The following is a 21,818-nucleotide window of genomic DNA, read 5'->3' on the forward strand; positions in this document are numbered from 1 at the left end:
TCGCCTGCGGGAAAGGCGCTGCTTGCAATGGGTACGAGGCTTGCCTTGCCGGGAAGACTCACGCCTCACTTCAAGGAGCTTCCATGGCCACCAGCCTCCGACCCGGCGCCGCCGACAAGCCCGATGACGACGAGCGTCCCACCAGTTTCGGCGTGTACAAGCCGGTGGATCACCTGGTGATCAGCTTTCCCGGCGCGGCCGATGCCGGCCAGGCGCGCGCGGCGCTGAGTGCGCACGGCATCGCCGACGCCGACCTGCATGCGATCACCGACCGCGAGATGATCGAGCTGGTCGAACGCGACCTGAAACGCGCCAGTCCGCTGGCCGCGATCGGGCAGGAGATCAACCTGCTGCGCAGCCAGGGCGAACTGGCCGAGCGGGGCTACCACTTCCTCGTCGTCAAGGCCAGGGACGATGCGCAGGCGCGCGAGATCGCCGAGATCGCGCGCCGCAACCACGCCGAGCGCGCGCAGTACTACGGCCACTTCATCATCGAGGAGATGCTGGAACCCGAGGGCGGCCGACCGCAGGTGTCCGAGTCGCCGCACCGCGGGCTGGACACGCATCCCAAGCCGCCGCTGCCGCGCTGAGCCGGTCTTTCCCCAGGTCGCGCCGTCGAGGCACGCCGCTTGCCATCTCGCTCTCCACCGATCCATGCCCTTGCTGCCACTGCGCACCACGAAAGGAAACTTCCCATGAGCACCACGCCCAACAACGAGAAGAGCGACAAGACCGTGCCGTTCACGACGGCCGAAGACGCCGCCAAGCTGGCCAACGGCACGGGATCGTCGAGCGCCACGCCGTCGAGCACCGCAGCCGCCGATCTGGTGAGCCGCGTCGCCGACAAGGCGCACGCGACGATCGACCGCCTCGCGACCACCGCCGCGCCGAAGGCGCAGCAATTGCAGAAAAGCCTGGAGGACACGAACGAACTGCTGCACGAGCGCGCCGAGCGCCTGCGCACGACCGGCAACGAGTGGTGCGACAGCCTGCGCTCGAACGTGCGCGAACATCCGCTGATGGCCGTCGGCACCGCGCTGGCGGTCGGCCTGCTGATCGCGCGTCTGACGCGCTGATCGCGGCGCGCTCATGAGCGACGTGCCGCACGCCTCGCCGTCCTTCCCGCCCCCGTTCCCACCGCCACCACCACCACCACCGCCGTTGTCCGAGGGGCCCCGAGGGGCCTCCGGCACGGCGGGTGCTGCGGGCGCACCGGGCGCACCGGGCGCATCAGGCCCGACGGGCGGGCCTTCGCCTTCGGGCGGGGTCCCGCCCACCGGTGCCGGCTGGCTCGGCGATCTGCAGGGCATGGCCCGCGCGGCGCGCGGCATGTTGTCCGGGCGACTGCTGCTGCTGGCGCTGGAGCTGCGCCGCGCCAGGCACGGTCTGGTCAGTCTGGCGATTCTCGGCGTCGTTGCCGCGATCGCCGGCGCCACGGCCTGGCTGGCGCTGTGGGCCTTGCTCGTCGCGTTGGCCGTGCACTTCGGGCTGAGTTGGCCGTGGGCCTTCGCCGGCGTGCTGGTCATCAACCTGCTGCTGCTGGTGTGGGTCGTCGCCGCGATGAAGGCGCTGACGCCGATGCTGGCGCTGCCGGCGTCCCGCCGCCAGTTCCACTGGCTGTTCAACGATCCGATGGATCCTGAGGAACCGAGCCCCGATGCCAGCCACCCCAGACCGTCCTGACCCCCGTCGCATCCCGGACGTCCCCGATCACGGGGGCGAACCGGCGTCGATAGAGGAACTCACGCTGCGCATCGAGATGGCGGAACTCCGCGTCGTGCGTCGCGACCTGGAGTTCCGGCTGCACTGGGATTCGCTGCAGCATCGCGGCAAGGCCGTGATGACGCCGGGCCGCTGGCTGCTGCCGGCGCTGGGGACCGGCGCGAGCTGGATCTTCTGGCGCCTGGTGCGCGGCAAGCGGCGTCGGCACGACCGGCACCGTGCCGACGATTCGCGCGCCCACGCCTTCCAGGCGCCGGGCGAGGCCCGGGGCGGCACCCACGCCGAGTCCGGCGCCGAACGCCCGGAACTCGGCACGCTGCAGTTGCTCACCGTGCTCTGGGGGCTGGTGCCGACGCGCCTGCGCGGCCAAGTCGGTCCGGAGGTCGCGCAGCTGCTGATGGGCGTGCTGGCGGGCTTCCTGCAGGGCCGCAAGAAGCGACGCGAAGAGACTTGAGAACGACCCGCGTGGAGGCCCGCGCGGAGACATGAGAAGCCGCGCGTCAGCACGAAGCCCGATGAAACGAAAAAGCGCGCCCGAGGGCGCGCTTTGCGTTGGTGGGAATCGAGACCGCCTTACACCTTCTCGGCATTGCGCGCCTGGTCGCGCAGCAGCTTGATCTGGTCGTGGTTGCGCAGCGTCCCGGCCAGTTGGCGCTGGACGACTTCCAGCACGCCGGCCGGCAGGTCCTTCTGCGCCGCCTTGCGGTAACGCGCGACGGCCGCGTCCTCGCCGCGCTCGCATTCCTCGAGCATGGCCTTGTCGCTGTAGCCGGTCAGCGTGCCCTTGACGGCGACCCAGCCGCGGTGGAGCGACCCGGCGGCGCTGCCGTCGTCCTCGGGCGTGCCGCCGTGCTGGCGCACGAGCTGCTGCAGTTCAGAGGCGGCCTGGCGGCAGTCGGCCGCGCGCTGCGCGAAGACCTCGCGCAGGCTGGCGCTCTTGACGTGTTCGGCGGAGCTCAGGAATCCGTACTCGCCGTCCTTGCAGGTCTCGATCAGCGTGTTCAGTTCGTCGATGACGTCCTTGTTGTCCATGGCAGTCCTTTCCGATCGGGGGAGTGGTGATGCCATGAATCAGCAAGTCACGTACCCGTCGGCAACCCCATCGCGCGCCGCAGCGCCTCCAGGATCTGCGACGGCGACGCGGGCTTGCGCAGCACGATGAACGAGGACTCGGCCGTCAGCGCCTCGCTGTAGCCGCTGATCAGCACGACGGGCAGTCCCGGGCGGCGCGTGCGCAGCTCGCGGGCCAGCGCCTGGCCGTCCATCGAGCCTGGCATCACCACGTCCGACAGGACGATGTCCACGGCCGCGCCGCTGCCGAACAGCTGCAGCGCCTCGTCCGCATCCTTGGCGCTGAGCACCTGGCAGGAGAAGCTGCGCAGCAGACCGGCGGTGACGCGGTTGAGTTCCTCGTTGTCCTCGACCAGCAGCACCCGCATGCCGGCCAGGCTGTTGGTGCGCCCGTCGTCGCGCGTGCGCTCGGTCCCGTCGACGCGCGTCGCGTCGGGCACGAGACGCGCGCTTGTCTGCGCCGGCAGCAGCAGCGTCACCGTCGTGCCGGCGCCGAGCTGGCTCGCCACCCGCGCCGTGCCGCCGGCCTGGACGCAGAAGCCCAGCACCTGGCTCAGGCCCAGGCCGGTGCCCTTGCCGACGGGCTTGGTGGTGAAGAAGGGCTCGAAGACGCGCGCCAGCAGGTCGTCGGGGATGCCCGGACCGCGGTCGGTCACGCTGATCGCGACGTACTCGCCGGGCGCGAGGTCCTGCACGTCGCCCGGCGACGCACGGCCGGCCTCGACGGTGATCTCGCCCATGCCGTTGGTCGCGTCGCGCGCGTTCAGCGCGATGTTGATCAGCGCGAGCTCCAGCTCCGACGGGTCGACGCGCACGCTCGGCAGGTCCGGCGCCATCGTCATGGCCAGCTGCATGCGCTTGCCCAGCACCGTGACCAGCAGTTCCTTCATCTCGCCCAGCGTCGAGCGCAGGTCCACCACCTGCGGGTGGACCGGCTGGCGGCCCGCGACGCGCAGCAGATGCTGGGTCAGGCGGCTGCCGACGTCGACGGACCGCATGATCGCGCCCAGCGGCATCGCCAGCGATTCGGCATGCGGGCTGCGCTGGATCAGGTGGGCGCTGTTGCTGATGACGCCCAGCAGGTTGTTGAAGTCATGCGCGACGCCGCCGGTGAGCCGGCCCAGCGCGGCCGTGCGCTGGGAACGGGAGCTCAGTTGCTCGGCCTCGCGCGTGCGGTCGATGGCCTCGTTGACGCGCTCCTCGAGTTCGTAGCGCCCCTGGTGGATCGCGGCGCTCGCATCCTCGAGCGCGAGCGCGACCTCGTCGCACTCGACCATGCCGGTCTTGCGCGCGCGCACCGGCTCGCCGGCGCGCAGCTCGTTGGCGATCTCGTTGAGCGCGTGGATCGGCCCGGAGATGCGCCGGCTGATCCACAAGGCGCCGAACATGCCGACCAGCACCAGCAGCAGCGCGCCGATCGCGATCGGCTGCAGCGCCGCGCGGGCGCCGAAGCCGCCCGGGCCGCCGTCGCGCGGCACCGCGGTGACCACCGTCCAGCCCTGCGGCGACTTGCTGAAGTAGCCCAGCACGGGCTTGCCGTCGAGGTTGACCGACTCGAACTGCGCCTCGTCGCGCGTGGCCATCAGGCGCTTGAGGTCGTCGGTGCCCGGACGTCCGGCGTAGCTGATGCCGCCCGGATGGCGTGCCACGACGGTGCCGCGGCCGTCCATGATCGTCGCGGTCCAGTCGGGCGGAAGCCGTTGCCCATCGATGATCTGCTGCAGCTCCTGCGGCAGCACGGCGATGCTCATGTTCAGCCAGACATGGCCGCCGCGCTCGATCGGCTGGATGATCTGCGCACGCAGCTGGCCGGTGGCCGGATCGGGACCGAGGTCGCCCATGACGGCCTGCTCCACCAGCGGCACGCCTTCGCGAACGAGCACCGGGCGTGAGGCGGCGGCGGTCGGCAGGTCCGGCGGCAAGGCCGCTGCTGCGGCGGTGCCGGCGGTGCCGGCGGTGCCCGCGATCGTGCCGGGGGCCGCGCCGACGGTCGGGGACGCGGCCGGCGGCGCCGAGGCCGCGGTCATCGCGGACGGCACCGTCGAGGTCTCGGGCAGGCGGCCCGGCGCCAGGCGCGTGCTGAACAGCGTCCGGTCGGGCGCGTTCAGTTCCACCCAGCCCGACAGGCCCTGCATCGCGCGACGCGACTGCAGTTCCAGCATGGCCAGGTCATCGGGCGGGATCTGCGGCGACGCGTCCAGGATCTGCGACAGCGACAGCACCCGCGCGATGCCGGCGCGGCGGGCCAGCTCCTTGTCGACCACCATGGACAAGGCCCGCGTGCTGTCGCGCATGTGGCGCACGGTGGCGTCCTGCTCGTCGCTCCAGGTCTGCCAGCTGACCCACAGCGCCGCGATGATGCCGGGCAGCATCACGGACAGGACGAGCACGAGCAGGCGGGAGCGGATCGGCAGGGGCATGGGCGGTCGGGCGGAGAAACGGTCGGGCCGCCACGGCCAGAGGCCGGCGGCGAGGACGAGCCAGCGAGGGCGGGCGCGTCGAGGCGGCAGATTATGGGCGGTGCTGTTCAAGGGCGTTCGGATGGACGACCGGGGCGCCATCGGCAAGGGGCGGGGGGACCTGCGGCGAGATCTGCGGCGACATCTGAGGCGAAGCGAGGGACGCGGCGTGCTGCGGCCGCGGCGGCCGCAGCAGCGTGCTCAGCGGCGTGCAAGGGCGGTCGCTGCCGCGCAGGTAGACGGCGACCGGGCGCATCTGGCGGTTGCGCTGGCTGATGCTGCGCAGGCAGATCAGCAGCGGCACGGCCAGCACCGCGCCGGCGACGCCCCAGAGCCAGCCCCAGAACATCACCGACAGCAGCACCGAGAGCGGATTCATCGACAGGCGCTTGCCGATGACCATCGGGGTCACGAAGTTCGATTCGATCGCGTGGATGCAGAGGTAGGAGAGCACCGGCGCGGCCAGCGCCGCGAAGCCCGCGTCGCCGAGCGAGGCGGCCAGCGATGCCGCCAGCAGCAACCCGCACATGATCAGCGGCCCGAGGTAGGGGATGAAGTTGAACATCGCCGCCAGCGCGCCCCAGAAGCCGGGGTTGGGCAGGTCCACGAACCACATGGTGCCCGACACGACCAGACCGACGCCGATGTTGATCGCGCTGACCGAAGCCACGTAGCGCGAGATGTCACGCTGCGCCGCGCGCAGGCCGCCCAGCACCATGGCCCGCAGACGCGGACGATGCGGCAGCAGCTCGATGCAGCGTGACAGCACCCAGTGCTCGGACGCGAGCAGGAAGTAGAGCAGGATCGTGGTCGCGGCCGTGGACACCAGGAACTTCAGGCCGATGCCCAGCGCCTGCGCCGTCAGCGCCACGCCCTCGCTGGCGATGCGCTCGCGCACCGGGTCCGTGGGCGGCGTGGGCGCCGCCGCCCGGCCCGAAGTCCGACGCTCGACCGGCGGACCGAATCCCGGAATCGCCGCGCGCCACCGGTCCACCTGGTTCAAGGCCTTGGAAACCGCCACCGGCGCACGCTGCCACCACTGGGCCACCGGCTCGGCCAGCAGCGCCACGCTCAGCACCGTGCAGCCCACCACCGTGGTCACCAGCATGGCGGCGCTCACCGATTCCGGAATGCCGTGGTGACGCATCGTCCGCACCGCCGGCGCGAGCACGAAGGTCAGGATCAGCGCCACCAGCACCGGCAGCACGATCGCGCTCGCTTCCTTCAACAGGAAGACCAGCGCAATCAAGAGCAGGCCTCGCGTCGCCCAGCGGCGCATCGTGGTCGGGGGCAGGGCGGAGGGGCGCAAGATGGTAAGGATGACGGGAGAGGGGTCCGGGCAGGCTCTCGAAGCAAGGGCTGGGCCAGCGGGGGAGCGGTACCACCGGGTTTCGGGGGAGGTACAGGGCGGTTACGGCGGTGGTGGTGGGGCTGGGGAGGTTCCTGGACCCCGGTCGGCCAAGCGCGGGCGCTCCACGAGGCAGGGGGCATCGCCTCCGCGAACCCCCAGCCTCATTCCGGCCCCATCGCCGCTCTGGGACTTCCGGAGAGTCGTCGTGCGTAGATCGGCGCGGTCGACGGGGCGAGCAGAGTCCGGCCGTCGGTAAAAGGTGCCGAAAGCCTTGCGGGGCAAAGACGGTTGGGACGGGCGGGCAGACGGTCGGCGAACCTGAGTGGCCGGTGGGTGAGGCAGTCGGGTTCGCTGCGCGTCGGTGCGCCCGATCCCCGGCAGGCCCCATGCCTGCTGCGTTTGCGGCATTCGGGCGGGCACGCCGAATGACGGACGCTCCGCCATATGAAACATCCGCGGCGAGGTGGCATGGTCCTTGCGCTGATGGTTCCATCAGGCCGGTTCGCCGGCACTGCCTACAACCCGTTCCCGTCCTCGTCGGCGGGGACCCTCCGGAACCGGTTGCAGGCAGTTTCACCCTCTACCGGACAGGAGTGTCACAAGTGGGAGCAATGGAACTCAGGCACGAGCACAGGCAGACACAGACGCTGTCGCCTCGCCTCCAGCACGCCGTGCGGCTGCTGCAGATGTCCTCGCTGGACTTCACCACCATGGTCACCGACATGCTGGGGCGCAACCCCTTCCTCGAAGTGACCGAAGGCTCGGACGATGCCTCGCCGCTCGACGCCGACGTGCCGGTCGCGTCGTCGCCGGTGATGTCGGACACGCCGGAACCGTTCCCGGACGACCGCGAGATCTGGCGTGCGGAGAGCTCCGGCTCGATGCGCCGCGCCGAGGACGGCGAACTCAGCGCGCTGGAGATGACCGCCGCGCAGACCTGCCTGCGCGAACACCTGCGCAGCCAGCTCAATGTGCTGCGGCTGTCGCCGCGTGATCTGGTGCTGGCGACGATCGTGGCCGAGTCGGTCGACGACGACGGCTACCTGCGCTCCTCGCTGGAGGAGCTGGCGGCGGTGGCCCAGATGCAGCCGCCGGTGGCGATCGAGGAAATGCAGATCGCGCTCAAGCGCGTGCAGGCGCTGGACCCGCTGGGCGTGGGCGCGCGCAGCGTCGCCGAATGCCTGCTGCTGCAGCTGCCCAAGATCGAGGACGCGCGCAGCCGCATGCTGGCTGAACGCATCATCTCGCAGCACTTGAACCTGCTGGCGTCGCGCGACATTCCTTCGCTGGCCCAACTGCTGGACGTGAGCGTCGCGGAGGCCGAGACGGTGTGCCTCAAGCTGCGCCGCTTCGATCCGCGGCCGGGCTGGCGCTACGAGACCACGCAGGCCGCCTACATCGTGCCGGACGTGCTGACCACCAAGGTCCGCGGCCAGTGGCGCGTGCAGCTGAATCCGGCGGTGATCCCGAAGGTGCGGATGAACCAGGTCTACGCCGAGCTGTTCCAGCGGCACCGCCAGCAGGGCCATGCGGAGATGGCGACCCATCTGCAGGAGGCGCGCTGGACGATGCGCAACATCGAGCAGCGCTTCTCGACCATCCTGGACGTGGCCGACGCGATCGTGCGCCGCCAGCGCCACTTCCTGGAGTTCGGCGCGATGGCGATGAAGCCGCTGGGCCTCAAGGAGATCGCCGACGAGGTCGGCATCCACGAGTCGACGGTCTCGCGCGTGACCAACAACAAGTACCTCGCGACGCCGAGCGGCGTGTACGAGCTGAAGTACTTCTTCTCGCGCGCGATCGTGAGCAGCAACGGCAGCGCATGCTCGGGCACCGCGATCCGCGGCCTGATCAAGGACATCATCGAGGCCGAGCGCGCGGACAACCCGCTGTCCGACGCCGAGATCACCCGTCAGCTCGCCCGCCAGGGCCTGGTGGTGGCACGCCGCACGGTGACCAAGTACCGCCAGATGCTGCGCATCGACGCGGTCGAACGCCGCAGACAACACAGCTGACGAACCGATTTTCCCGAGGCGCGATGGAGACAAGGACGGAGCCCGACGAGGCTCCGTTTTCATTGGCGTCGCGGGAACCGGGCGTGGCCGGTCGCAACTCATGCCGCCTGATGTCGCCCCGATCGCGGGCGGCCAGAGAAGCGGGAGTGCCCAGGCCATGTGGAATGACAGTTTCGTTGCGCGGTTCGCCGGCCCGTACCGTGCGCAGACCATGCAGGACGATCTCGACGAATGCAGGGTCGGAGGCGCTTCGTCACGCCATTGTCTCGACGTGGGATATCACGATCGCGTGGACTACGCGCGCGTGCTGCCGGAGGTCGACCGGCTGTGTCGGTCCACGGCGCGCTATCGGGACCAGTCGAGCGGTCGGTCGAGCGGTCGGTCGAGCGGTCGGTCGAGCGACCCTTCCAGTGGCGACTGGCAGCGGCAATGGAACCAGTGCGCCTTCGTGTGGGATCAATGGGCCACCTTGATCCGGAGCGATCTGGAGGCCTTCCAGCGGAACACGGGCGGAGCGACGAGCGCCACGGGCATCACCGCGAGCAATCTCGGTCACGACTACCGGGCCTTCCTGGCACTCGAATCCCGGTGGTTGCGATCGTCGCGCCGTCCCCCCTTGCCGGAATCCTGGCTGGTTGACGCGGAACGTCCTTCGACACCGAGGCCCCCGATGTCATTGACCGGCAGCCCGCTCCCGTCGCGCCTGGTGCCGTCGGCGCCGCCGCTGTCGATGCCCTGGATGGACGATCTCGGGGTGGCCTGGCCGCCGTCGTCCGTCAGCGGGCAGGACCCTTCGCCGGCGCCGTCTTCTTGGCGTCGTTGACCATCTGGTCGCGTCGTTCGGCGTCGAGGCCCGGCGTCGAACGCAGATCGGTGTCCACCTGACCCTGCTTCAGGTCGTCGTGAGCCTGGCCGATGACGGTGCGCTGGTTGTCGCCGGCCGCGCCGCTGCCCATGCCGCCGGTCGAGTCGCCGCCGGTACTCTGGTCGCGCTCATGCGGCAGCTGCGCGTCGTCGTTGTGCGTCGGGGCCGCGTCGGGCTCGACCTGTCCGGGCGAGACCGGGGCCTTGTCCAGCATGCGGCGCGGTGCCTGGCCCTCGGTGGGACGGTCGGTCTTGTTGTCGGTGGTGCTGGCCATGGCGAGCTCCTGGTTCATTGCGATGCCTGTCCGAGGCAATCGGCCCACCCGCGCCGGAGCGTCCGACAACACGCGCGTCCAGGCTGCGCCGGAACGGCTCTTGCCCGCCCGCCGGCATGCAAGCCTGGAAGACCCGTTTCACGATCCTCGACGCCGACCTCATGCTCTGGGGTCAGCTGTTGCTCGGCGCCCTGGTGATCGTCGCCGGCGCGCTGCTGGTGCACGCGATCCTGCGGCCGATCGCGGTGCGCCTCACGCGCTTCTCGCCGCTGCTGAGCTCGGTCGTGCGGCGTTGCGACAACCCGGCCCGATGGGCGCTGCCCGTCATCGGCCTGCTGATCGCCGCGCAGGGCGTGCCGGACACGATGCCCGGCATCAATGGCGTGCAGCATCTGCTGGGCGTCCTGTGCATCGTCGCGATCGCGGCAGTGGCGGCCGGGGCGATCACTGGCGTCGCCAACGGCGTGGCACTGATGAATCCCGCGGACGTCGAGGACAACCTCGCCGCGCGCCGCATCCAGACGCAGACCAAGGTGCTGGCGCGCGTCGCCAAAGGCGCGGTGATGCTGACCGCGCTGGCCTTCATCCTGATGACCTTCCCGCGCGCGAAGCAGGTCGGCGCCAGCCTGCTGGCCTCCGCGGGCATCGCCGGCCTGGTCTTCGGCCTGGCGGCGAAGTCGGTGTTCGGCAACCTGCTGGCCGGTCTTCAGATCGCGATGGCGCAGCCGATCCGGCTCGACGACGTGCTCATCATCCAGGGCGAGTGGGGCAGGGTGGAGGAAATCACCTCGACCTATGTCGTGCTCAAGATCTGGGACGAGCGCCGGCTGGTCATCCCGCTGCAGTGGTTCATCGAGAACCCGTTCCAGAACTGGACACGCACCAGCTCGAGCATCCTCGGCACGGTGATGCTGTGGGTCGACTTCACGCTGCCGGTGAACGAGCTGCGCGAGAAGGCCACGATCATGTGCAAGGGCTCGGCGCATTGGGACGGCCGGGTCTGCGGCGTGCAGGTCGTCGAAACGACGGAACGCACGATGCAGATCCGCGTGCTCGTCAGCGCCAAGGACTCGGGCAAGGCCTTCGACCTGCGCTGCGAGTTGCGGGAAGGTCTGATCGCGTGGCTGCAGAAGACCCACCCGCAATCGCTGCCGCGCGTGCGGGCGTTGGTGGAAGACATCCCCGCACCGTCGGCACCCGTGCTCAAACCATCGCTGCCGCCGTCGCCGGCACCTTGATCGGTATTGCTCCCTCTCCCGCTTGCGGGAGAGCCACCGTGTCAAGCGCTTCTTACTCCCTCTCTCGCTTGCGGGAGACCCACCGTGTCAAGCGCTTCTTGCTCCCTCTCCCGCTTGCGGGAGAGGGCAGGGGTGAGGGCCAGCGGCCGTGGACGTGCCGACGCCGTTTGGCATCCTCGCCAGCCCTCGACTGCCAGGGCCGTGCACGGTTCGGGGCGACCGGGTCCCCTTTTCTCCATCTCCCTCCTTTGTCGGCCGCCCCGGCCGACAAATTCCCTCCCTAAGTTCCGAAAAGGGGACCCGGTCGCCCCTCTCCCGAATCACCGAGATGCTCCAGCATCAGGCGGAGCACGACGTCGATCTCCGCTTGCTCGTTGAGGTAGTACCTCGCGTGGCTGTGGTCGAGTCTCGGGCCCACGCGCACGGTGACCCAATCGGCCTCGGCACGCTGGAAGGCCGGCTCGTCGTTGGTGTCGTCGCCAACGTAGAAGCCCGCGTCAGCGCCGTAGCGCGCCGTCAGCCGAGCCATCGCGTCTCCCTTGTCGGGGGCACCCTCGACCAGCACGTTGACAACACGCTTGCCAGGCTCGGTGGCAATGCCCGGCGGCAGATCCGCGATCAGCTCGGCAATCGCCTCGCGCGCGGCAGCAGGATTCGGCGCCATCCGGTAATGGATCGCGATCGACGCACCCTTGTCCTCGATCGTCGCGCCAGCCTGGTTGAGCCCCGGCTCCATGCGCAGCATGCGTTCCCGGAAGGTGCCGAGCGTCGTCACCACGTGCGGATCGGGGCCGTCGAACTCGTCCTCCGCGCCGTGGTTGCCGACGATGTGCGTGGGCTTGAAGCCCAATCGGTGCCGCACGTCCAGCACCTGCCGGCCGCTGACCACCGCGACCGGTACGCGCGCGACCAGTCGTTCCAGCAGCTTCGCGGTGGGCTCCGGCAGTCGGGCCTCGTCCGGATGCATGACGATGGGCGCGAGCGTGCCGTCGAAGTCGAAGCCCAGCAAGGGACGTCGCGTCATGAGGCAGGCGACCGCGGCGCGGCCCTCCGCGTCGAGCAGATATCGCACCGGCATCATGGCGTCAGGGCCTCCTCTCCAGCCTCTCTCGATCGCCGCTGCACGCGACGCGTGATGCGCTCACGCAGCCGCCATTGACCGGCGTCGGTCAGCATGCGGCCGGCCCAGCGGTAGACGTTGAACTCGCGCACCGTCATGCGCAGGCTGGCCATGCGTTCGCGTTGCTCCTGCGGCGGCATGAGCGCCGCGCGGTGCAGGGCATCGGTGGTCTCCTCGACGTGGTACGGATTGATCACCAGCGCCTCGGGCAGCTCGCGCGCCGCGCCAGCGAAGCGGCTCAGGATCAGCACGCCCTGGTCGTCGTCCCGCGCGGCGATGAACTCCTTGCAGACGAGGTTCATGCCGTCGTGCAGGCTGGTCACGACGCACATGTGCGCCGCGCGGTAGAGCGTCATCAACGCCGCATGGTCGTGGTGCTCGGCCAGCAGCAGCACCGGCTTGTAGCCAGGCCCGCCAAAGCGCAGGTTGATGCGCTCGGTGACGCGGTGGATGCGGTCCTGGAACTCGCGGTACTCCTCCAGCGCGCTGCGCGTGGGCGCGGCGACCTGCACGAGGACGAATCGACCCTGCCACTCGGGATGCTTCTCCAGCAGGCGCTCGACGGCGTGCAGCCGCTCGAGGATGCCCTTGGTGTAGTCGAAGCGGTCCACGCCGACGGCCAGCACCGTGTCGGGCGCCAGGTGCAGCCGCTCGAAGATCGCCGCGCGCGCCTCGGCCGGCGAGTCCCAGGCGGCACGCTCCTCGTCGGTCGGCCAGGCGATCGAGATCGGGTAGCTCTGCACCAGCGTCGGCTCGCCTTGGTAGCTGATGGTCGAGTGCTCGTGCTCGATGCGCGCCTCCAGGTAGCGGTCCACGGTCTCGGTGAAGTTCTTGCAGTGGAAACGCGTGTGGAAGCCCAGGATGGTGCTGCCCAGGATGCCCTGCAGCAGTTCGCGTCGCCACGGGCAGATGCCGAAGGACTCGGGGTTGGGCCAGGGGATGTGCCAGAAGGTGATGATGGTGGCCTTGGGCAGCTTCTCGCGGACCATGGCCGGCAGCAGCGCGAAGTGGTAGTCCTGCACCAGCACCACCGGATCGTCGCCGCGCGCCTCGGCGACGACGGCATCGGCGAAGCGCTGGTTCACCGCGCGGTACTGCGCCCAGTCCGACTCGCGGAAGACCGGTCGCACGTGCGCCACGTGACACAGCGGCCAGAGGCCTTCGTTGGCGAAGCCCTGGTAGTAGCCGCGCTCTTCCTCCTCACTCAGCCAGACGCGGCGCAGCAGGTAGTCCTGCGTGTCCGGCGGCACGGCGACGCGGTCGTGCGCATCGACGACGTCGCGGTCGGCGCTGCCGCTGCCGTGCGCGATCCAGGTGCCGGAGCAGGCGCGCATCACCGGTTCGACCGCGGTGACCAGGCCGCTGGCGGGACGGCTCACGGTGATGCCGTCGGGACCGCGCTGGTGGATGTAGGGCTCGCGGTTGGAGACCACGATCACCTGGTCGCCGCGCAGCTGCGTGCGCAGCAGGCCGCGCAGCCGCTCGGGATCCCAGGGCGTCAGCGGGCCGTGCTCGCGGTAGAGGTTGTCCTCGAGCTCGCGGATGTGCTGGCGGATCTCGACCTCCAGCGGTTGCAGCTCGGGCGGCGGCGTCTCCGGTCCGCCGCGGAAGCCGGAGGTGTTGAGCAGCGGCCGCACCAGGCCCTCGCCGCGCAGGATGGCGCGCATGCCGGAGACCCAGCCGCGCCAGCTGAGCTGCGCCACGATCATCGTGATGCCGGCGATCGCCAGGCCCAGCACCGTGATGAAGATGATCATGTAGCGCCGCGTGTCCAGGCTGCGGCGGTCGGGCAGGCTGAGGTCGTGCAGCAGCACCAGCCGCTCGGCGTCGGGCTGCTGCGGATTGACCGGGAAGACGCCGATGTGGACGGCGCCGCTGGCCAGTTCCAGGCGCGGGTCCTTCTGGGCGGCGCTGACCTCGGCTTCCTTGCAGCTGAGCGAGCCCGGGAAGCCCTTGGTGCTCATGACCTGCGTGCCGTCGGGCGCGCACAGCGCGATGCCGACGAGACGCTCGTCCAGCACGCCGCGTTCGAGCAGGTTGCGCAGGCGTTCGCGCTGGGCGCTCGGGTCGATGTCGCTGATCGCGACGGACAGGGTCTTGGCGACCATCGCGCCACGCAGGCTCAGGTCGCGCGAGAACCAGCGCAGCGTCATGCGGTCCAGCAGCGGCAGCGCCAGCAGCGCCGCGAGGGTCAGGGTGATCAGCAGCGGGACGAGGAAGCGGATCTGGAGATGCAGCGACTTCATGCCCGACCCCCGGCGCGACGCGGCGCAGGGTCTGCAAGGAAGAGGTCCCCGTAACCGTCGTCGTCGTCGTCGTCCGCATCGTCGCCGTCATCGGCGTCGATCTCATGGTCGACAGCGGCCGGATGGCGCTTGAGCGCATGCATGCCGCCAAGCGCCAGCCCGGCCGCGAAGGCACCGTAGACCAGCAGCAGGCTGGCCACCGACGGCGGTCGCGTGCCGGAGGCCGTGGCGCGCTTGTCCGCGCCGGGCGTGAGCACGCTCGGCGTGACGACGCGGTCGACGCCGACGGCCACCGCCGTGAGCAGCAGCGCATCGGTGACCGCGTTGCCGCGGGTGGGCCGGCGGCGCGTCGCGCGCAGCCGGTCGTAGAGCGCGCCCCACACCAGGCCGGTGGCGGCGTGCAACGCGATGTCGGCGGCGGAGGTCTTCAGCGGCGGGCGGCCGACACGGTATTCGGAGCGACCGACCAGATGGGCATGATCGGACCGGCTGCCGCGCAACAGCGCCAGTCCTGAGAACAGGCTGGCCAACACGCCATCGGCGCATGCCCGGCGCAGCGCCGGGAGCAGCAATGCATTCAAAGGCGACTCCTGTGACAGAGGGAAACAACCCCCCAGGGACGGCAATCGCCGTGCCGCCCACGCCAGGGGTGGGCCGGCATGCGCCCCCGCTTCCCCCGGCGCCTCAGTTCACGGCCGTCGGCGGCGGCATGTAGGGCGGTTCGCGCACGGGCACGGGGTTCTCGCCGGGGATGGGCGGATCGATCACGCCGGGCGGGTCGTCGCCGGGTTCCGGCGTCGGGCCGTGCGGCGGCGGCGGAACGAAGGGGGCCTCGTTCGGATGCGGCGGGTTCGGCGGAACCGTGTGAGCCTCGAAGGGCAGGGGCAGCTGGTGCATGGCGTTCCTTTTGTCTGCGCAGGCCCTTGCAAGCGGCGCGCCCGATGGCATCGCGGTTTCCGCGCCCCGATGGCGCGCTTCCTCGCCGCGCGGGCGCAGGACCGGGAGTTCTGTCGGCAAGCACTGCAGAAGGCCGTGCGGATCGGCCGGCCAGGTGAGGACCCGTGGAGGCGCCCCGATGTGCCCGCATGTGCCCGGTCCGGCTGCTCCTTGGAGCCGGGGCGGCACCGCATTTGCCAGAACTCGACGGAACTCAAGTGAACCCGGTCATCGGTCCAACCCACTGCACCTTACTGCCCAGGAGGCTCGCTCCATGAACGACAAGGCATTCGAGACGCCCTGGCAACTGCTCTGGACGGCGATGACGGCCTCGCCCAAGCCCGATCAGCCGCGACGCCCGGACGAGGGGCGTCCCGCCCAGCCGCCCGCGCCCGGGCCCGACCAGGCGCCGCATGAGCATCCCGACGACCCCGGCGTGCATCCGGATGGTCCGAAGCGCTACCACGACGACCACGCGGCGCCCGCGCGCCAGCAGCTCGAGCAAGGGGAACCCGCATGAGATCGCACGTCCTGCCGCAGGCCGATTTCCGCGCGGACCTGATGGCGCGCGACGAGGTCGTGGCGCTGCTGGTCGACGACCACCAGCGCGCGCAGCACGCCTTCCACCAGTTCGACCGGCTGTGGGCGCTGGGGGACCACGAATCCTGCGAAGCGCTGGTGCGCCGCACCTGCGCGCTGCTGACGGTGCATGCGACGCTGGAGGAAGAACTGTTCTACCCCGCGGTCCGCAGATGCCCGGAGATCGGCGCCGTCGAGCGTCGCCTGATCAACGAGGCCGAGATCGAGCACCTGGTCGTGCGCATCCTGATGTCGCAGCTGCGGCGCATGCGCGCGGAGGACACGCAATTCGCGCCCCTGGTGGGCGTGCTGGGCCGCTACGTCAGCCATCACGCGCAGGACGTGGAGCAGGGCATCCTGCCGCGCCTGACACATGCATCGTCGGTGGACTGGCGCGCGCTGTCCACCGCGCTGCGCCGTCGCCGCGACGAGCTCGACCGCCAGTGGCGCGACGAACTCAGCCAGGAGAGCGCGGAGTACGAGCGCCAGCAGGACGCGTGAGCGTCGGCGGGCGCAAGCTCAGGCGACTGCCGGGTCCGGCGGGGGCGCTGCCGCCGCCGCTGCCGCCGCTGCCGAGCGTGCGGCCGCGCGCTCGGCACGGCGCGCGAGCGACATCACCAGCGGATGTGCCATGAAGTGCGCCAGCAGCCGCGCCTTTTGCTGGGCGGTCAATGTCGATGACTCGATCATCGAGGGCCAGGCGGCGAATGCCGCCTTCACGCAGCGCGCGATGGCCGTGTCGGCGGGCTTGACGGGAATCCTCAGCCGATCGCAGAAGATCCGGAGCAGCGCGGGCGACATCGACTGCCGCGGGAGCGGCGCCTGCGCGACCTCCGGCGTGGCGGCGCGGCGGGGAAGCAGCGTCGGCGGCAGGATGTGCAGGGCATGCCCGCGGATGCGCTGGAAGGCCGCATACGCCACCAGGTCGTAGGCGGGCGACAGCGTCGGGGTGATGCCGTCGAGGTAGCGCACGCCGAGGTTCTTCAGGTGCATGTCGGCGTTGCCGATCATCTCGTTGACGACGATGCGCCGCAGCAGTTCGTGCACCGCCGGCTCGCCCATCGACGGCTCGGTCATGAGTACCGCGGCGATATCGAGGTAGCTGATCCGCAAGCCGTCCGGCCCGCGGCCGTACTTGTCCTCGGGCGCGCGGCCGAGGACTTGCGCGAAGTCCTCGACATGGATCCGTCCCGTGGGTGAGCGGTCGAAGCGGGTCACCGCCAGGAATCGGGTCTGCGCCGTCGCGTCGCCGAGGTCGTAGCCATGCTGCAGACCCAGGCGCTCCAGTGGCTCCAGGGTGGCCTCGCAGGTGTCCACGCCGGCGGCGCGCGCCAGCCGCAAGCTCAGCGCCTCGACCTCGGGCAGCAACGGCTGGCCCACCACCGGCAGCTTCGCGATGATGTGGGTGTCGTGGTCCTTGGTCCTGCCGACATAACGCTCGCCGTCGCGGATGACGCCGAGCTTGGGCTGCACGCCCGACAGCGATACGCCTTCCTCGAGCGGGTCCGCCGTGACCGACATCTCCAGCGCATCCTGACCCTGCGTGACGTAGCGCGCGAGTTCCTCGCGGGTCAGCTCGATCGGGAGTGCGCGGACGTTGCCGGGCAGGTCCTTGCCGCAGGCGGCGAGCATCTCGAAGTGGTCGTCGGGCGCGCAGTCGCGAAGTTCCGCGACGTGATGGCGGAACACGCCTTCGGGCAGCAGGTTCTGGAAGAAGCTCGGCAGCATCCAGCCGGCCGACGAGGAACGGCGGCCGTTGAAACTGACCGAGCGGATGTCGCGCCACAGGGCGGCCTGCGCCTCGGGCGTCGTCGCCCGCATGGACAGCGACAGCGTCGGCGCGTCGGCGCCGGCCCGCGTCATGAGGTCTTCGTCGGCAACGAACCGGTTGATGACTGAGTCGTCGTTCAGGACGTACTGGAACAGCACCCCCAGACGCAGCGCGCCCAGATGGATGGCCAGGACCTTGACGTTCATGGGCGGCCCTTGGCGGCCTGGCGGGCGTCGCGCTGCGCGTGCAGCGCTTCCAGGGCTTCCGTGACCACGGAACGCACCGGCGGGCCGACCGCATCTCCCGCGGCGACCGCCCTCGCGGCGCCCTTGGGGACCAGCACCAGCTCCAGGCCCAGCTGATGGGCCACGGCCACCAAGGTGGACACGCGGAAGTCCTCCTGACCGCTGAGCACATGCGTCAAGGTGCGGGGGGAGATGCCCGCCGTGTCGGCCAGGCGCGCCTGCGTCAGTCCGTTGCGGCGGGCCGTGTCACGGAGGATGCGGGCGATGTCAGGGAGGGTAAGCATGGCAATAAAGTTCCAATTCCTTCTGAAAAGGTACTTTATTACCAGACTGCGGTCAAGCGAATTGGAAATAAAATGCCATATCTACAAGGTATGGAACTATATTGCCATACCACTTCCTCGTTCAGAGGCGGCGCGATCTGCCGGCATGACGGTGCCCTGCACGGCGCCGCCTGATCGGCAGGCAGCACAGGAGTTGCGCGAGCTGCGCGAGCAGCGACGGCGCCGGACGAGCGCGCGGACGGAAGACGCGCCGGCCGTTCAGCCGATCCAGGAGGGCCTGCGCCAGTTCGCGGTTGGTCTGGAGCTTGGCCGAGGGCGGCAGGGTGGCCGTCGTCTCGAGGTAGGCCCGTGTCCGGTCACGCAGCCGGTCCGCGCGGTCCTTGCCGCCATGGCGCATCCAATCGGCGCGCAGGCGCTCGACCTCCTTGAAGTGAACCGGCTTGCCCTTGATCCGGGCGACCCACGGCCATCGGGGGCCGGCGGCAGGTGGCATGGCCGGCGTCCGTCCGCGATCCAGGACGCCCTCGACAAAGCGGCGCTGGGCATGGTCGAAGGGCGAGGGCGCGGCGTCGTCATTCGCCGCGCGCGAGGCGGGAGAAGTACGGAACAGGCGGCCGAGGGTGTTGAACATGACGCAGGGACTCCTCGCGCCTGCCGCCGACCCGATCGGGTTGTCGCGGGGCGCGAGGGCTGTGTCGAGTCCCCGGCGGACCGGGTTCCCGTGAACCGGGTTCCCGTGAACCGGACGCCCGTGGACCGGACGCCCGTCAGCGCGAGGCGGGCGCGCTGGCCGCGCCGGCCGCCGGCGGGAACGCCGACTGCGGACCCGAGCCACCGGCCGCGGTGACGCGCCAGATCACGTTGCCGACGTCGTCCGCCACCAGCAGGGCGCCCTGCCGGTCGAGCGCGACGCCGACGGGGCGACCCATGGCCTGCCCCTGGGCATCGAGGAACCCGGTCACCACGTCGACCGGCAGGCCGCTGGGCTTGGCGCCGACGAAGGGCACGAACACCACCTTGTAGCCCGCCGGCACCTTGCGATTCCACGAGCCGTGCTGGCCGATGAACATGCCGTGCGCGAAGTCCTGCGTCAGCTTGTTGCCGTCCGCCGAGGCCAGCCCCAGCGAGGCCGTGTGCGCGCCCACCGCGAAGTCGGGCACGAGCGCCTTCTCCACGAGTTCGGGCCGCTGCGGCTTGACGCGTTCGTCGACGTGGTTGCCGTACCAGCTGTACGGCCAGCCGTAGAAGCCGCCGTCCTGCACGGAGGTGATGTAGTCGGGCACCAGGTCGTCGCCGAGCTCGTCGCGCTCGTTCACGGCGACCCACAGCGCCTTGCTCGTGGGCTCCCACGCGAGGCCGACGGGGTTGCGCAGCCCGGAGGCGAACACGCGCGTCGACCCGCTCTGCAGGTCGATCTCCAGGATCGCGGCGCGGCGCTGTTCGTTCTCGATGCCGTTCTCGGCGACGTTGCTGTTGGAGCCGATGCCCGCGTAGAGCTTGGTGCCCTCGGCGTTGGCGATCAGGCTCTTGGTCCAGTGGTGGTTGATCGTGCCGCCGGGCAGGTCCGCGACCTTCGTCGGCTGGCCGGCGAGCCGGGTCTGGCCGGTCGCATAGGGGAAGCGCACCACCGCGTCGGTGTTGGCGACGTAGAAGGTGTTGCCCACCAGCGCCATGCCGAACGGCGAGTTCAATCCTTCCGCGAACGCGAAGCGCTGGTCCGCGACCCCGTCGCCGTCGGTGTCGCGCAGCAGGGTGATGCGGTTGGCGCTCTTGGGCGTGGCGCCGGCCTTCTTCTGGAACTGCTTGGTGATCCAGGCCTTCGGGCCCTTGCCGTCGTCCGGGCGCACGGGGGCGTTGGTCTCGGCGATCAGCACGTCGCCGTTGGGCAGCACGTAGACCCAGCGCGGGTGGTCGAGCTTGTCGGCGAAGCGCGTGACCGTCAGCCCGGCCGCGGCCTGCGGTTTCGCACCCGCGGGCCAGCCGACGGCCTTGGCGACGTTGATCGTCGGCACCAGGGACTTCTGCGGCTCGGGCAGCACGGGTTTGGGGCCGTAGCCGGGCGGGGTCGCGGGTTGCGCTTCGAGCGCCAGCACCCCGCGCGCGCCACCCGCCAGGCCGGCCAGCGCGGCGACGACAGCGACGGCGCGGGTGATCCGACCGGCGCGGGGCGACACGAGGCGTGACACGCGGGGCGCCAGGGACGAGGGCAGGGAGGACGCGGGCATCTTCTTGTTCATCGGCTTCTCCGTCGAGGAGCCGCCCCGGACGGGACGGCGGCAGCGGACGGACCAGCAAGCGGGATGCCCGGCGTCCCAGCGCTGCGGCGGCCCGTCCCCTCAACGCCGCAACGTCTCAGCGCCGGAACTCCAGCGCTTCAATGTCCTCCAGGCAATTGGCGGCATCGCGCATCAGCATCTCGAGCGGCAGCCGCGGATCGGCTGCTTCCACCGCGCGTTTCAGCGCACGAAGCGGCGCCAGCAGCTGGGGCACCAGCTTCAGGGAGAGCAGCATGTCGTCGGGAAGGTGGCCCTCCAGTTCCCGCTTGCCGTGCACGAGCGCCTTCTCGACGTCGAGCCGCTGGAGTCGAAGGATCGCGTCGCGCAGGTGCCCCTCCAGCGGTTGGCCGGCGAGGGGGCTCACATGCCGTCCGTCGGGGGTGCGGAAGAGCTTCGACACACCGCTGTCCGCCGCCCTGCAGATGTCGCGCAACGACCCTTCCGGCGTGGTGAACTCGCGAGCCACGATCCCGCCGTCCGGACCGCGTTCGAAATCGCTCCAGTCCGGTGTCGGGCGCCCGAGGATCCATTGACCCAGCAGCGCCCGCTGCAGTTCCTGCCTGTCCGGTGGATCCTCCTCGTAGGAAGCGGCCAGCGCCGCGCCGACGACCGCGTCGACGATCACCACGGGCGACTCACGCGGGGACTTCCTCGAGCCGTCGATCGTGGCCCGGGGCAGACAGAAGTCGATGCCCGTCGATTGTTGCGCCGCCTGATGCAGCGTCGACGCCATCGCGGCCCTGATCGCGCGCGCGGTCGTGTCCCTGGCGCTTTCCACCCCGGTGATCGGCAGGAGTCGATACACCGGCGCGTCCTCGCCAGCGTTGACCAGCGCCTCGCTGCAGCCCACCGGCGGATGCAGATCGGGGTCCGCGGCCCGGAGCTTGCGCACATGCGCGGCGCGCGCGAGCGGCGAGTGTTCCTGTTCCATGCGAACCAAGGGTTTCGGGGCCACGGTCGCGCGAGGCGCGGACACGGACACGGACGCGGGGGCGGACGCGGGCGACGGTGTGGTCCGCGGGTCCGCAGCCTGCTTGCCCGCCGGTCGATGCGGGATCAGGGCTCGGACCTCCTTGGCCACCTTGTGGGCGGCGCCCTTCAATCGGGTCTTTGGCGCCTTCAGTGTCTTCTTGAAGGCGCGCAAGGGCCGGCCCAGCAGGCGCTTGGTGAAGCTCGTCTGGCCCGAGGTCAGCGGTGTGGACGCATCCGAGGGCGCCATGGGCGTCTCCTGGACGTGGAAGATCGATTTGAAGACGGTCGGCATGCGATGGAACTCCTGGCCGCCCGGCCGCCATCCCGGTGGGATCGATGCTGCGGGCATGACCATATGTCTTCATCCGACAACCGGTGGTTCCGCGAACCGTCT

22 protein-coding genes are annotated in these 21,818 nt (G+C 70.4%); 9 read left to right on the forward strand and 13 right to left on the reverse strand.

The window, feature by feature from the left end; genetic code table 11:
* Nucleotides 1–83: 83 nt before the first annotated feature.
* The 4 genes from AC07PR_RS00945 (at nt 84) to AC07PR_RS00960 (ending at nt 2,176) form a co-directional block, all read left to right on the forward strand.
* Entirely contained in the window at nt 84–590 is a 507-nt protein-coding gene (locus AC07PR_RS00945) for a hypothetical protein (RefSeq protein WP_377154843.1), read from the forward strand.
* A 105-nt stretch (nt 591–695) separates the two neighbouring features.
* A complete protein-coding gene (locus tag AC07PR_RS00950) occupies nt 696–1,076 on the forward strand; it encodes an ElaB/YgaM/YqjD family protein (RefSeq protein ID WP_377154844.1) in 381 nt (126 codons plus the stop codon).
* Between the two features lie 232 nt (nt 1,077–1,308).
* A complete protein-coding gene (locus tag AC07PR_RS00955; protein WP_495134056.1) occupies nt 1,309–1,683 on the forward strand; it encodes a hypothetical protein in 375 nt (124 codons plus the stop codon).
* Nucleotides 1,658–2,176, forward strand: coding sequence for a hypothetical protein (locus tag AC07PR_RS00960; protein WP_495134057.1), 519 nt, complete (start codon nt 1,658–1,660; stop codon nt 2,174–2,176). The genes AC07PR_RS00955 and AC07PR_RS00960 overlap by 26 nt, the downstream gene beginning before the upstream one ends.
* Nucleotides 2,177–2,295: 119 nt before the next feature.
* Here AC07PR_RS00960 and AC07PR_RS00965 read toward each other — a convergent pair whose 3' ends face one another.
* The 3 genes from AC07PR_RS00965 to AC07PR_RS00975 all read right to left on the reverse strand — a co-directional run bounded on the left by AC07PR_RS00965 (nt 2,296) and on the right by AC07PR_RS00975 (nt 6,501).
* Complete coding sequence (locus AC07PR_RS00965; protein ID WP_377154847.1) at nt 2,296–2,754, reverse strand: ferritin-like domain-containing protein; 459 nt, start codon at nt 2,752–2,754, stop codon at nt 2,296–2,298.
* Between the two features lie 47 nt (nt 2,755–2,801).
* Nucleotides 2,802–5,213 (reverse strand): ATP-binding protein, encoded by a 2,412-nt coding sequence (locus tag AC07PR_RS00970; RefSeq protein ID WP_495134058.1) that lies wholly within the window; start codon nt 5,211–5,213, stop codon nt 2,802–2,804.
* 91 nt (nt 5,214–5,304) lie between these two features.
* The gene (locus AC07PR_RS00975) at nt 5,305–6,501 is read right to left on the reverse strand and encodes an AI-2E family transporter (protein WP_495134059.1); all 1,197 of its coding nucleotides are present in this window, start codon (nt 6,499–6,501) and stop codon (nt 5,305–5,307) included.
* Between the two features lie 713 nt (nt 6,502–7,214).
* Here AC07PR_RS00975 and rpoN point away from each other — a divergent pair.
* Together rpoN and AC07PR_RS00985 are read left to right on the forward strand one after the other, a co-directional pair.
* Nucleotides 7,215–8,618, forward strand: coding sequence for an RNA polymerase factor sigma-54 (rpoN, locus tag AC07PR_RS00980; protein ID WP_377154850.1), 1,404 nt, complete (start codon nt 7,215–7,217; stop codon nt 8,616–8,618).
* Between the two features lie 157 nt (nt 8,619–8,775).
* Nucleotides 8,776–9,441, forward strand: coding sequence for a hypothetical protein (locus tag AC07PR_RS00985; protein ID WP_495134060.1), 666 nt, complete (start codon nt 8,776–8,778; stop codon nt 9,439–9,441).
* Here the strand turns inward: AC07PR_RS00985 and AC07PR_RS00990 are convergent.
* Nucleotides 9,395–9,757 carry a hypothetical protein gene (locus AC07PR_RS00990; RefSeq protein WP_495134061.1) on the reverse strand — a complete coding sequence of 121 codons (363 nt, stop codon included), beginning with the start codon at nt 9,755–9,757 and terminating at the stop codon, nt 9,395–9,397. The genes AC07PR_RS00985 and AC07PR_RS00990 overlap by 47 nt on opposite strands.
* Nucleotides 9,758–9,873: 116 nt before the next feature.
* Between AC07PR_RS00990 and AC07PR_RS00995 the strand changes: the two genes are divergently transcribed.
* Nucleotides 9,874–10,995: a mechanosensitive ion channel family protein gene (locus AC07PR_RS00995; RefSeq protein WP_483106576.1), complete on the forward strand. Its 1,122-nt coding sequence runs from the start codon at nt 9,874–9,876 to the stop codon at nt 10,993–10,995.
* A 280-nt stretch (nt 10,996–11,275) separates the two neighbouring features.
* On the opposite strand, the gene otsB is transcribed toward AC07PR_RS00995, so the two are convergent.
* The 4 genes from otsB to AC07PR_RS01015 all read right to left on the reverse strand — a co-directional run bounded on the left by otsB (nt 11,276) and on the right by AC07PR_RS01015 (nt 15,258).
* Nucleotides 11,276–12,076, reverse strand: coding sequence for a trehalose-phosphatase (gene otsB / locus AC07PR_RS01000; RefSeq protein WP_495134062.1), 801 nt, complete (start codon nt 12,074–12,076; stop codon nt 11,276–11,278).
* Nucleotides 12,073–14,361, reverse strand: a complete 2,289-nt coding sequence (locus AC07PR_RS01005) for an alpha,alpha-trehalose-phosphate synthase (UDP-forming) (protein WP_377154854.1) — start codon at nt 14,359–14,361, stop codon at nt 12,073–12,075. The genes otsB and AC07PR_RS01005 overlap by 4 nt, the downstream gene beginning before the upstream one ends.
* The gene (locus AC07PR_RS01010) at nt 14,358–14,942 is read right to left on the reverse strand and encodes a hypothetical protein (RefSeq protein ID WP_495134063.1); all 585 of its coding nucleotides are present in this window, start codon (nt 14,940–14,942) and stop codon (nt 14,358–14,360) included. Before AC07PR_RS01010 ends, AC07PR_RS01005 begins: the two co-directional genes overlap by 4 nt.
* Nucleotides 14,943–15,045: 103 nt before the next feature.
* Nucleotides 15,046–15,258, reverse strand: a complete 213-nt coding sequence (locus AC07PR_RS01015) for a hypothetical protein (RefSeq protein ID WP_377154856.1) — start codon at nt 15,256–15,258, stop codon at nt 15,046–15,048.
* Between the two features lie 313 nt (nt 15,259–15,571).
* On the opposite strand from AC07PR_RS01015, the gene AC07PR_RS01020 reads away from it, so the two are divergent.
* A complete protein-coding gene (locus AC07PR_RS01020; RefSeq protein WP_377154857.1) occupies nt 15,572–15,817 on the forward strand; it encodes a hypothetical protein in 246 nt (81 codons plus the stop codon).
* On the forward strand, nt 15,814–16,377 hold the full coding sequence (locus AC07PR_RS01025) for a hemerythrin domain-containing protein (RefSeq protein ID WP_377154858.1): 564 nt from the start codon (nt 15,814–15,816) through the stop codon (nt 16,375–16,377). Before AC07PR_RS01020 ends, AC07PR_RS01025 begins: the two co-directional genes overlap by 4 nt.
* Before the next feature lie 18 nt (nt 16,378–16,395).
* Here AC07PR_RS01025 and AC07PR_RS01030 read toward each other — a convergent pair whose 3' ends face one another.
* The 5 genes from AC07PR_RS01030 to AC07PR_RS01050 all read right to left on the reverse strand — a co-directional run bounded on the left by AC07PR_RS01030 (nt 16,396) and on the right by AC07PR_RS01050 (nt 21,716).
* A complete protein-coding gene (locus AC07PR_RS01030; protein ID WP_495134064.1) occupies nt 16,396–17,853 on the reverse strand; it encodes a type II toxin-antitoxin system HipA family toxin in 1,458 nt (485 codons plus the stop codon).
* Nucleotides 17,850–18,176 carry a helix-turn-helix domain-containing protein gene (locus tag AC07PR_RS01035; RefSeq protein ID WP_431103817.1) on the reverse strand — a complete coding sequence of 109 codons (327 nt, stop codon included), beginning with the start codon at nt 18,174–18,176 and terminating at the stop codon, nt 17,850–17,852. The genes AC07PR_RS01030 and AC07PR_RS01035 overlap by 4 nt, the downstream gene beginning before the upstream one ends.
* A gap of 121 nt (nt 18,177–18,297) precedes the next feature.
* Complete coding sequence (locus tag AC07PR_RS01040) at nt 18,298–18,807, reverse strand: hypothetical protein (protein WP_495134065.1); 510 nt, start codon at nt 18,805–18,807, stop codon at nt 18,298–18,300.
* A 136-nt stretch (nt 18,808–18,943) separates the two neighbouring features.
* The gene (locus AC07PR_RS01045; protein ID WP_495134066.1) at nt 18,944–20,413 is read right to left on the reverse strand and encodes a PQQ-dependent sugar dehydrogenase; all 1,470 of its coding nucleotides are present in this window, start codon (nt 20,411–20,413) and stop codon (nt 18,944–18,946) included.
* Nucleotides 20,414–20,528: 115 nt separating this feature from the next.
* The gene (locus AC07PR_RS01050) at nt 20,529–21,716 is read right to left on the reverse strand and encodes a hypothetical protein (protein ID WP_495134067.1); all 1,188 of its coding nucleotides are present in this window, start codon (nt 21,714–21,716) and stop codon (nt 20,529–20,531) included.
* Nucleotides 21,717–21,818 lie beyond the last annotated feature (102 nt).

It is taken from the genome of Roseateles sp. GW821-FHT09H11 (assembly GCF_059415845.1).

Excerpts from the sequence above, each read along its gene's own strand:
- AC07PR_RS01020 (WP_377154857.1), top strand. The coding sequence starts at position 15,572 with ATGAACGACAAGGCATTCGAGACGCCCTGGCAACTGCTCTGGACGGCG.
- AC07PR_RS00995 (WP_483106576.1), top strand. The coding sequence starts at position 9,874 with ATGCAAGCCTGGAAGACCCGTTTCACGATCCTCGACGCCGACCTCATG.
- AC07PR_RS00950 (WP_377154844.1), top strand. The coding sequence starts at position 696 with ATGAGCACCACGCCCAACAACGAGAAGAGCGACAAGACCGTGCCGTTC.
- AC07PR_RS01050 (WP_495134067.1), bottom strand. The coding sequence starts at position 21,716 with ATGCCGACCGTCTTCAAATCGATCTTCCACGTCCAGGAGACGCCCATG.
- AC07PR_RS00945 (WP_377154843.1), top strand. The coding sequence starts at position 84 with ATGGCCACCAGCCTCCGACCCGGCGCCGCCGACAAGCCCGATGACGAC.
- AC07PR_RS01040 (WP_495134065.1), bottom strand. The coding sequence starts at position 18,807 with ATGTTCAACACCCTCGGCCGCCTGTTCCGTACTTCTCCCGCCTCGCGC.
- AC07PR_RS00990 (WP_495134061.1), bottom strand. The coding sequence starts at position 9,757 with ATGGCCAGCACCACCGACAACAAGACCGACCGTCCCACCGAGGGCCAG.
- AC07PR_RS00985 (WP_495134060.1), top strand. The coding sequence starts at position 8,776 with ATGTGGAATGACAGTTTCGTTGCGCGGTTCGCCGGCCCGTACCGTGCG.
- AC07PR_RS00955 (WP_495134056.1), top strand. The coding sequence starts at position 1,309 with ATGGCCCGCGCGGCGCGCGGCATGTTGTCCGGGCGACTGCTGCTGCTG.
- AC07PR_RS01030 (WP_495134064.1), bottom strand. The coding sequence starts at position 17,853 with ATGAACGTCAAGGTCCTGGCCATCCATCTGGGCGCGCTGCGTCTGGGG.
- AC07PR_RS00970 (WP_495134058.1), bottom strand. The coding sequence starts at position 5,213 with ATGCCCCTGCCGATCCGCTCCCGCCTGCTCGTGCTCGTCCTGTCCGTG.
- AC07PR_RS00960 (WP_495134057.1), top strand. The coding sequence starts at position 1,658 with ATGCCAGCCACCCCAGACCGTCCTGACCCCCGTCGCATCCCGGACGTC.
- AC07PR_RS01005 (WP_377154854.1), bottom strand. The coding sequence starts at position 14,361 with ATGAAGTCGCTGCATCTCCAGATCCGCTTCCTCGTCCCGCTGCTGATC.
- AC07PR_RS01015 (WP_377154856.1), bottom strand. The coding sequence starts at position 15,258 with ATGCACCAGCTGCCCCTGCCCTTCGAGGCTCACACGGTTCCGCCGAAC.
- AC07PR_RS00965 (WP_377154847.1), bottom strand. The coding sequence starts at position 2,754 with ATGGACAACAAGGACGTCATCGACGAACTGAACACGCTGATCGAGACC.
- AC07PR_RS01035 (WP_431103817.1), bottom strand. The coding sequence starts at position 18,176 with ATGCTTACCCTCCCTGACATCGCCCGCATCCTCCGTGACACGGCCCGC.
- AC07PR_RS01025 (WP_377154858.1), top strand. The coding sequence starts at position 15,814 with ATGAGATCGCACGTCCTGCCGCAGGCCGATTTCCGCGCGGACCTGATG.
- AC07PR_RS01045 (WP_495134066.1), bottom strand. The coding sequence starts at position 20,413 with ATGAACAAGAAGATGCCCGCGTCCTCCCTGCCCTCGTCCCTGGCGCCC.
- otsB (WP_495134062.1), bottom strand. The coding sequence starts at position 12,076 with ATGATGCCGGTGCGATATCTGCTCGACGCGGAGGGCCGCGCCGCGGTC.
- rpoN (WP_377154850.1), top strand. The coding sequence starts at position 7,215 with ATGGAACTCAGGCACGAGCACAGGCAGACACAGACGCTGTCGCCTCGC.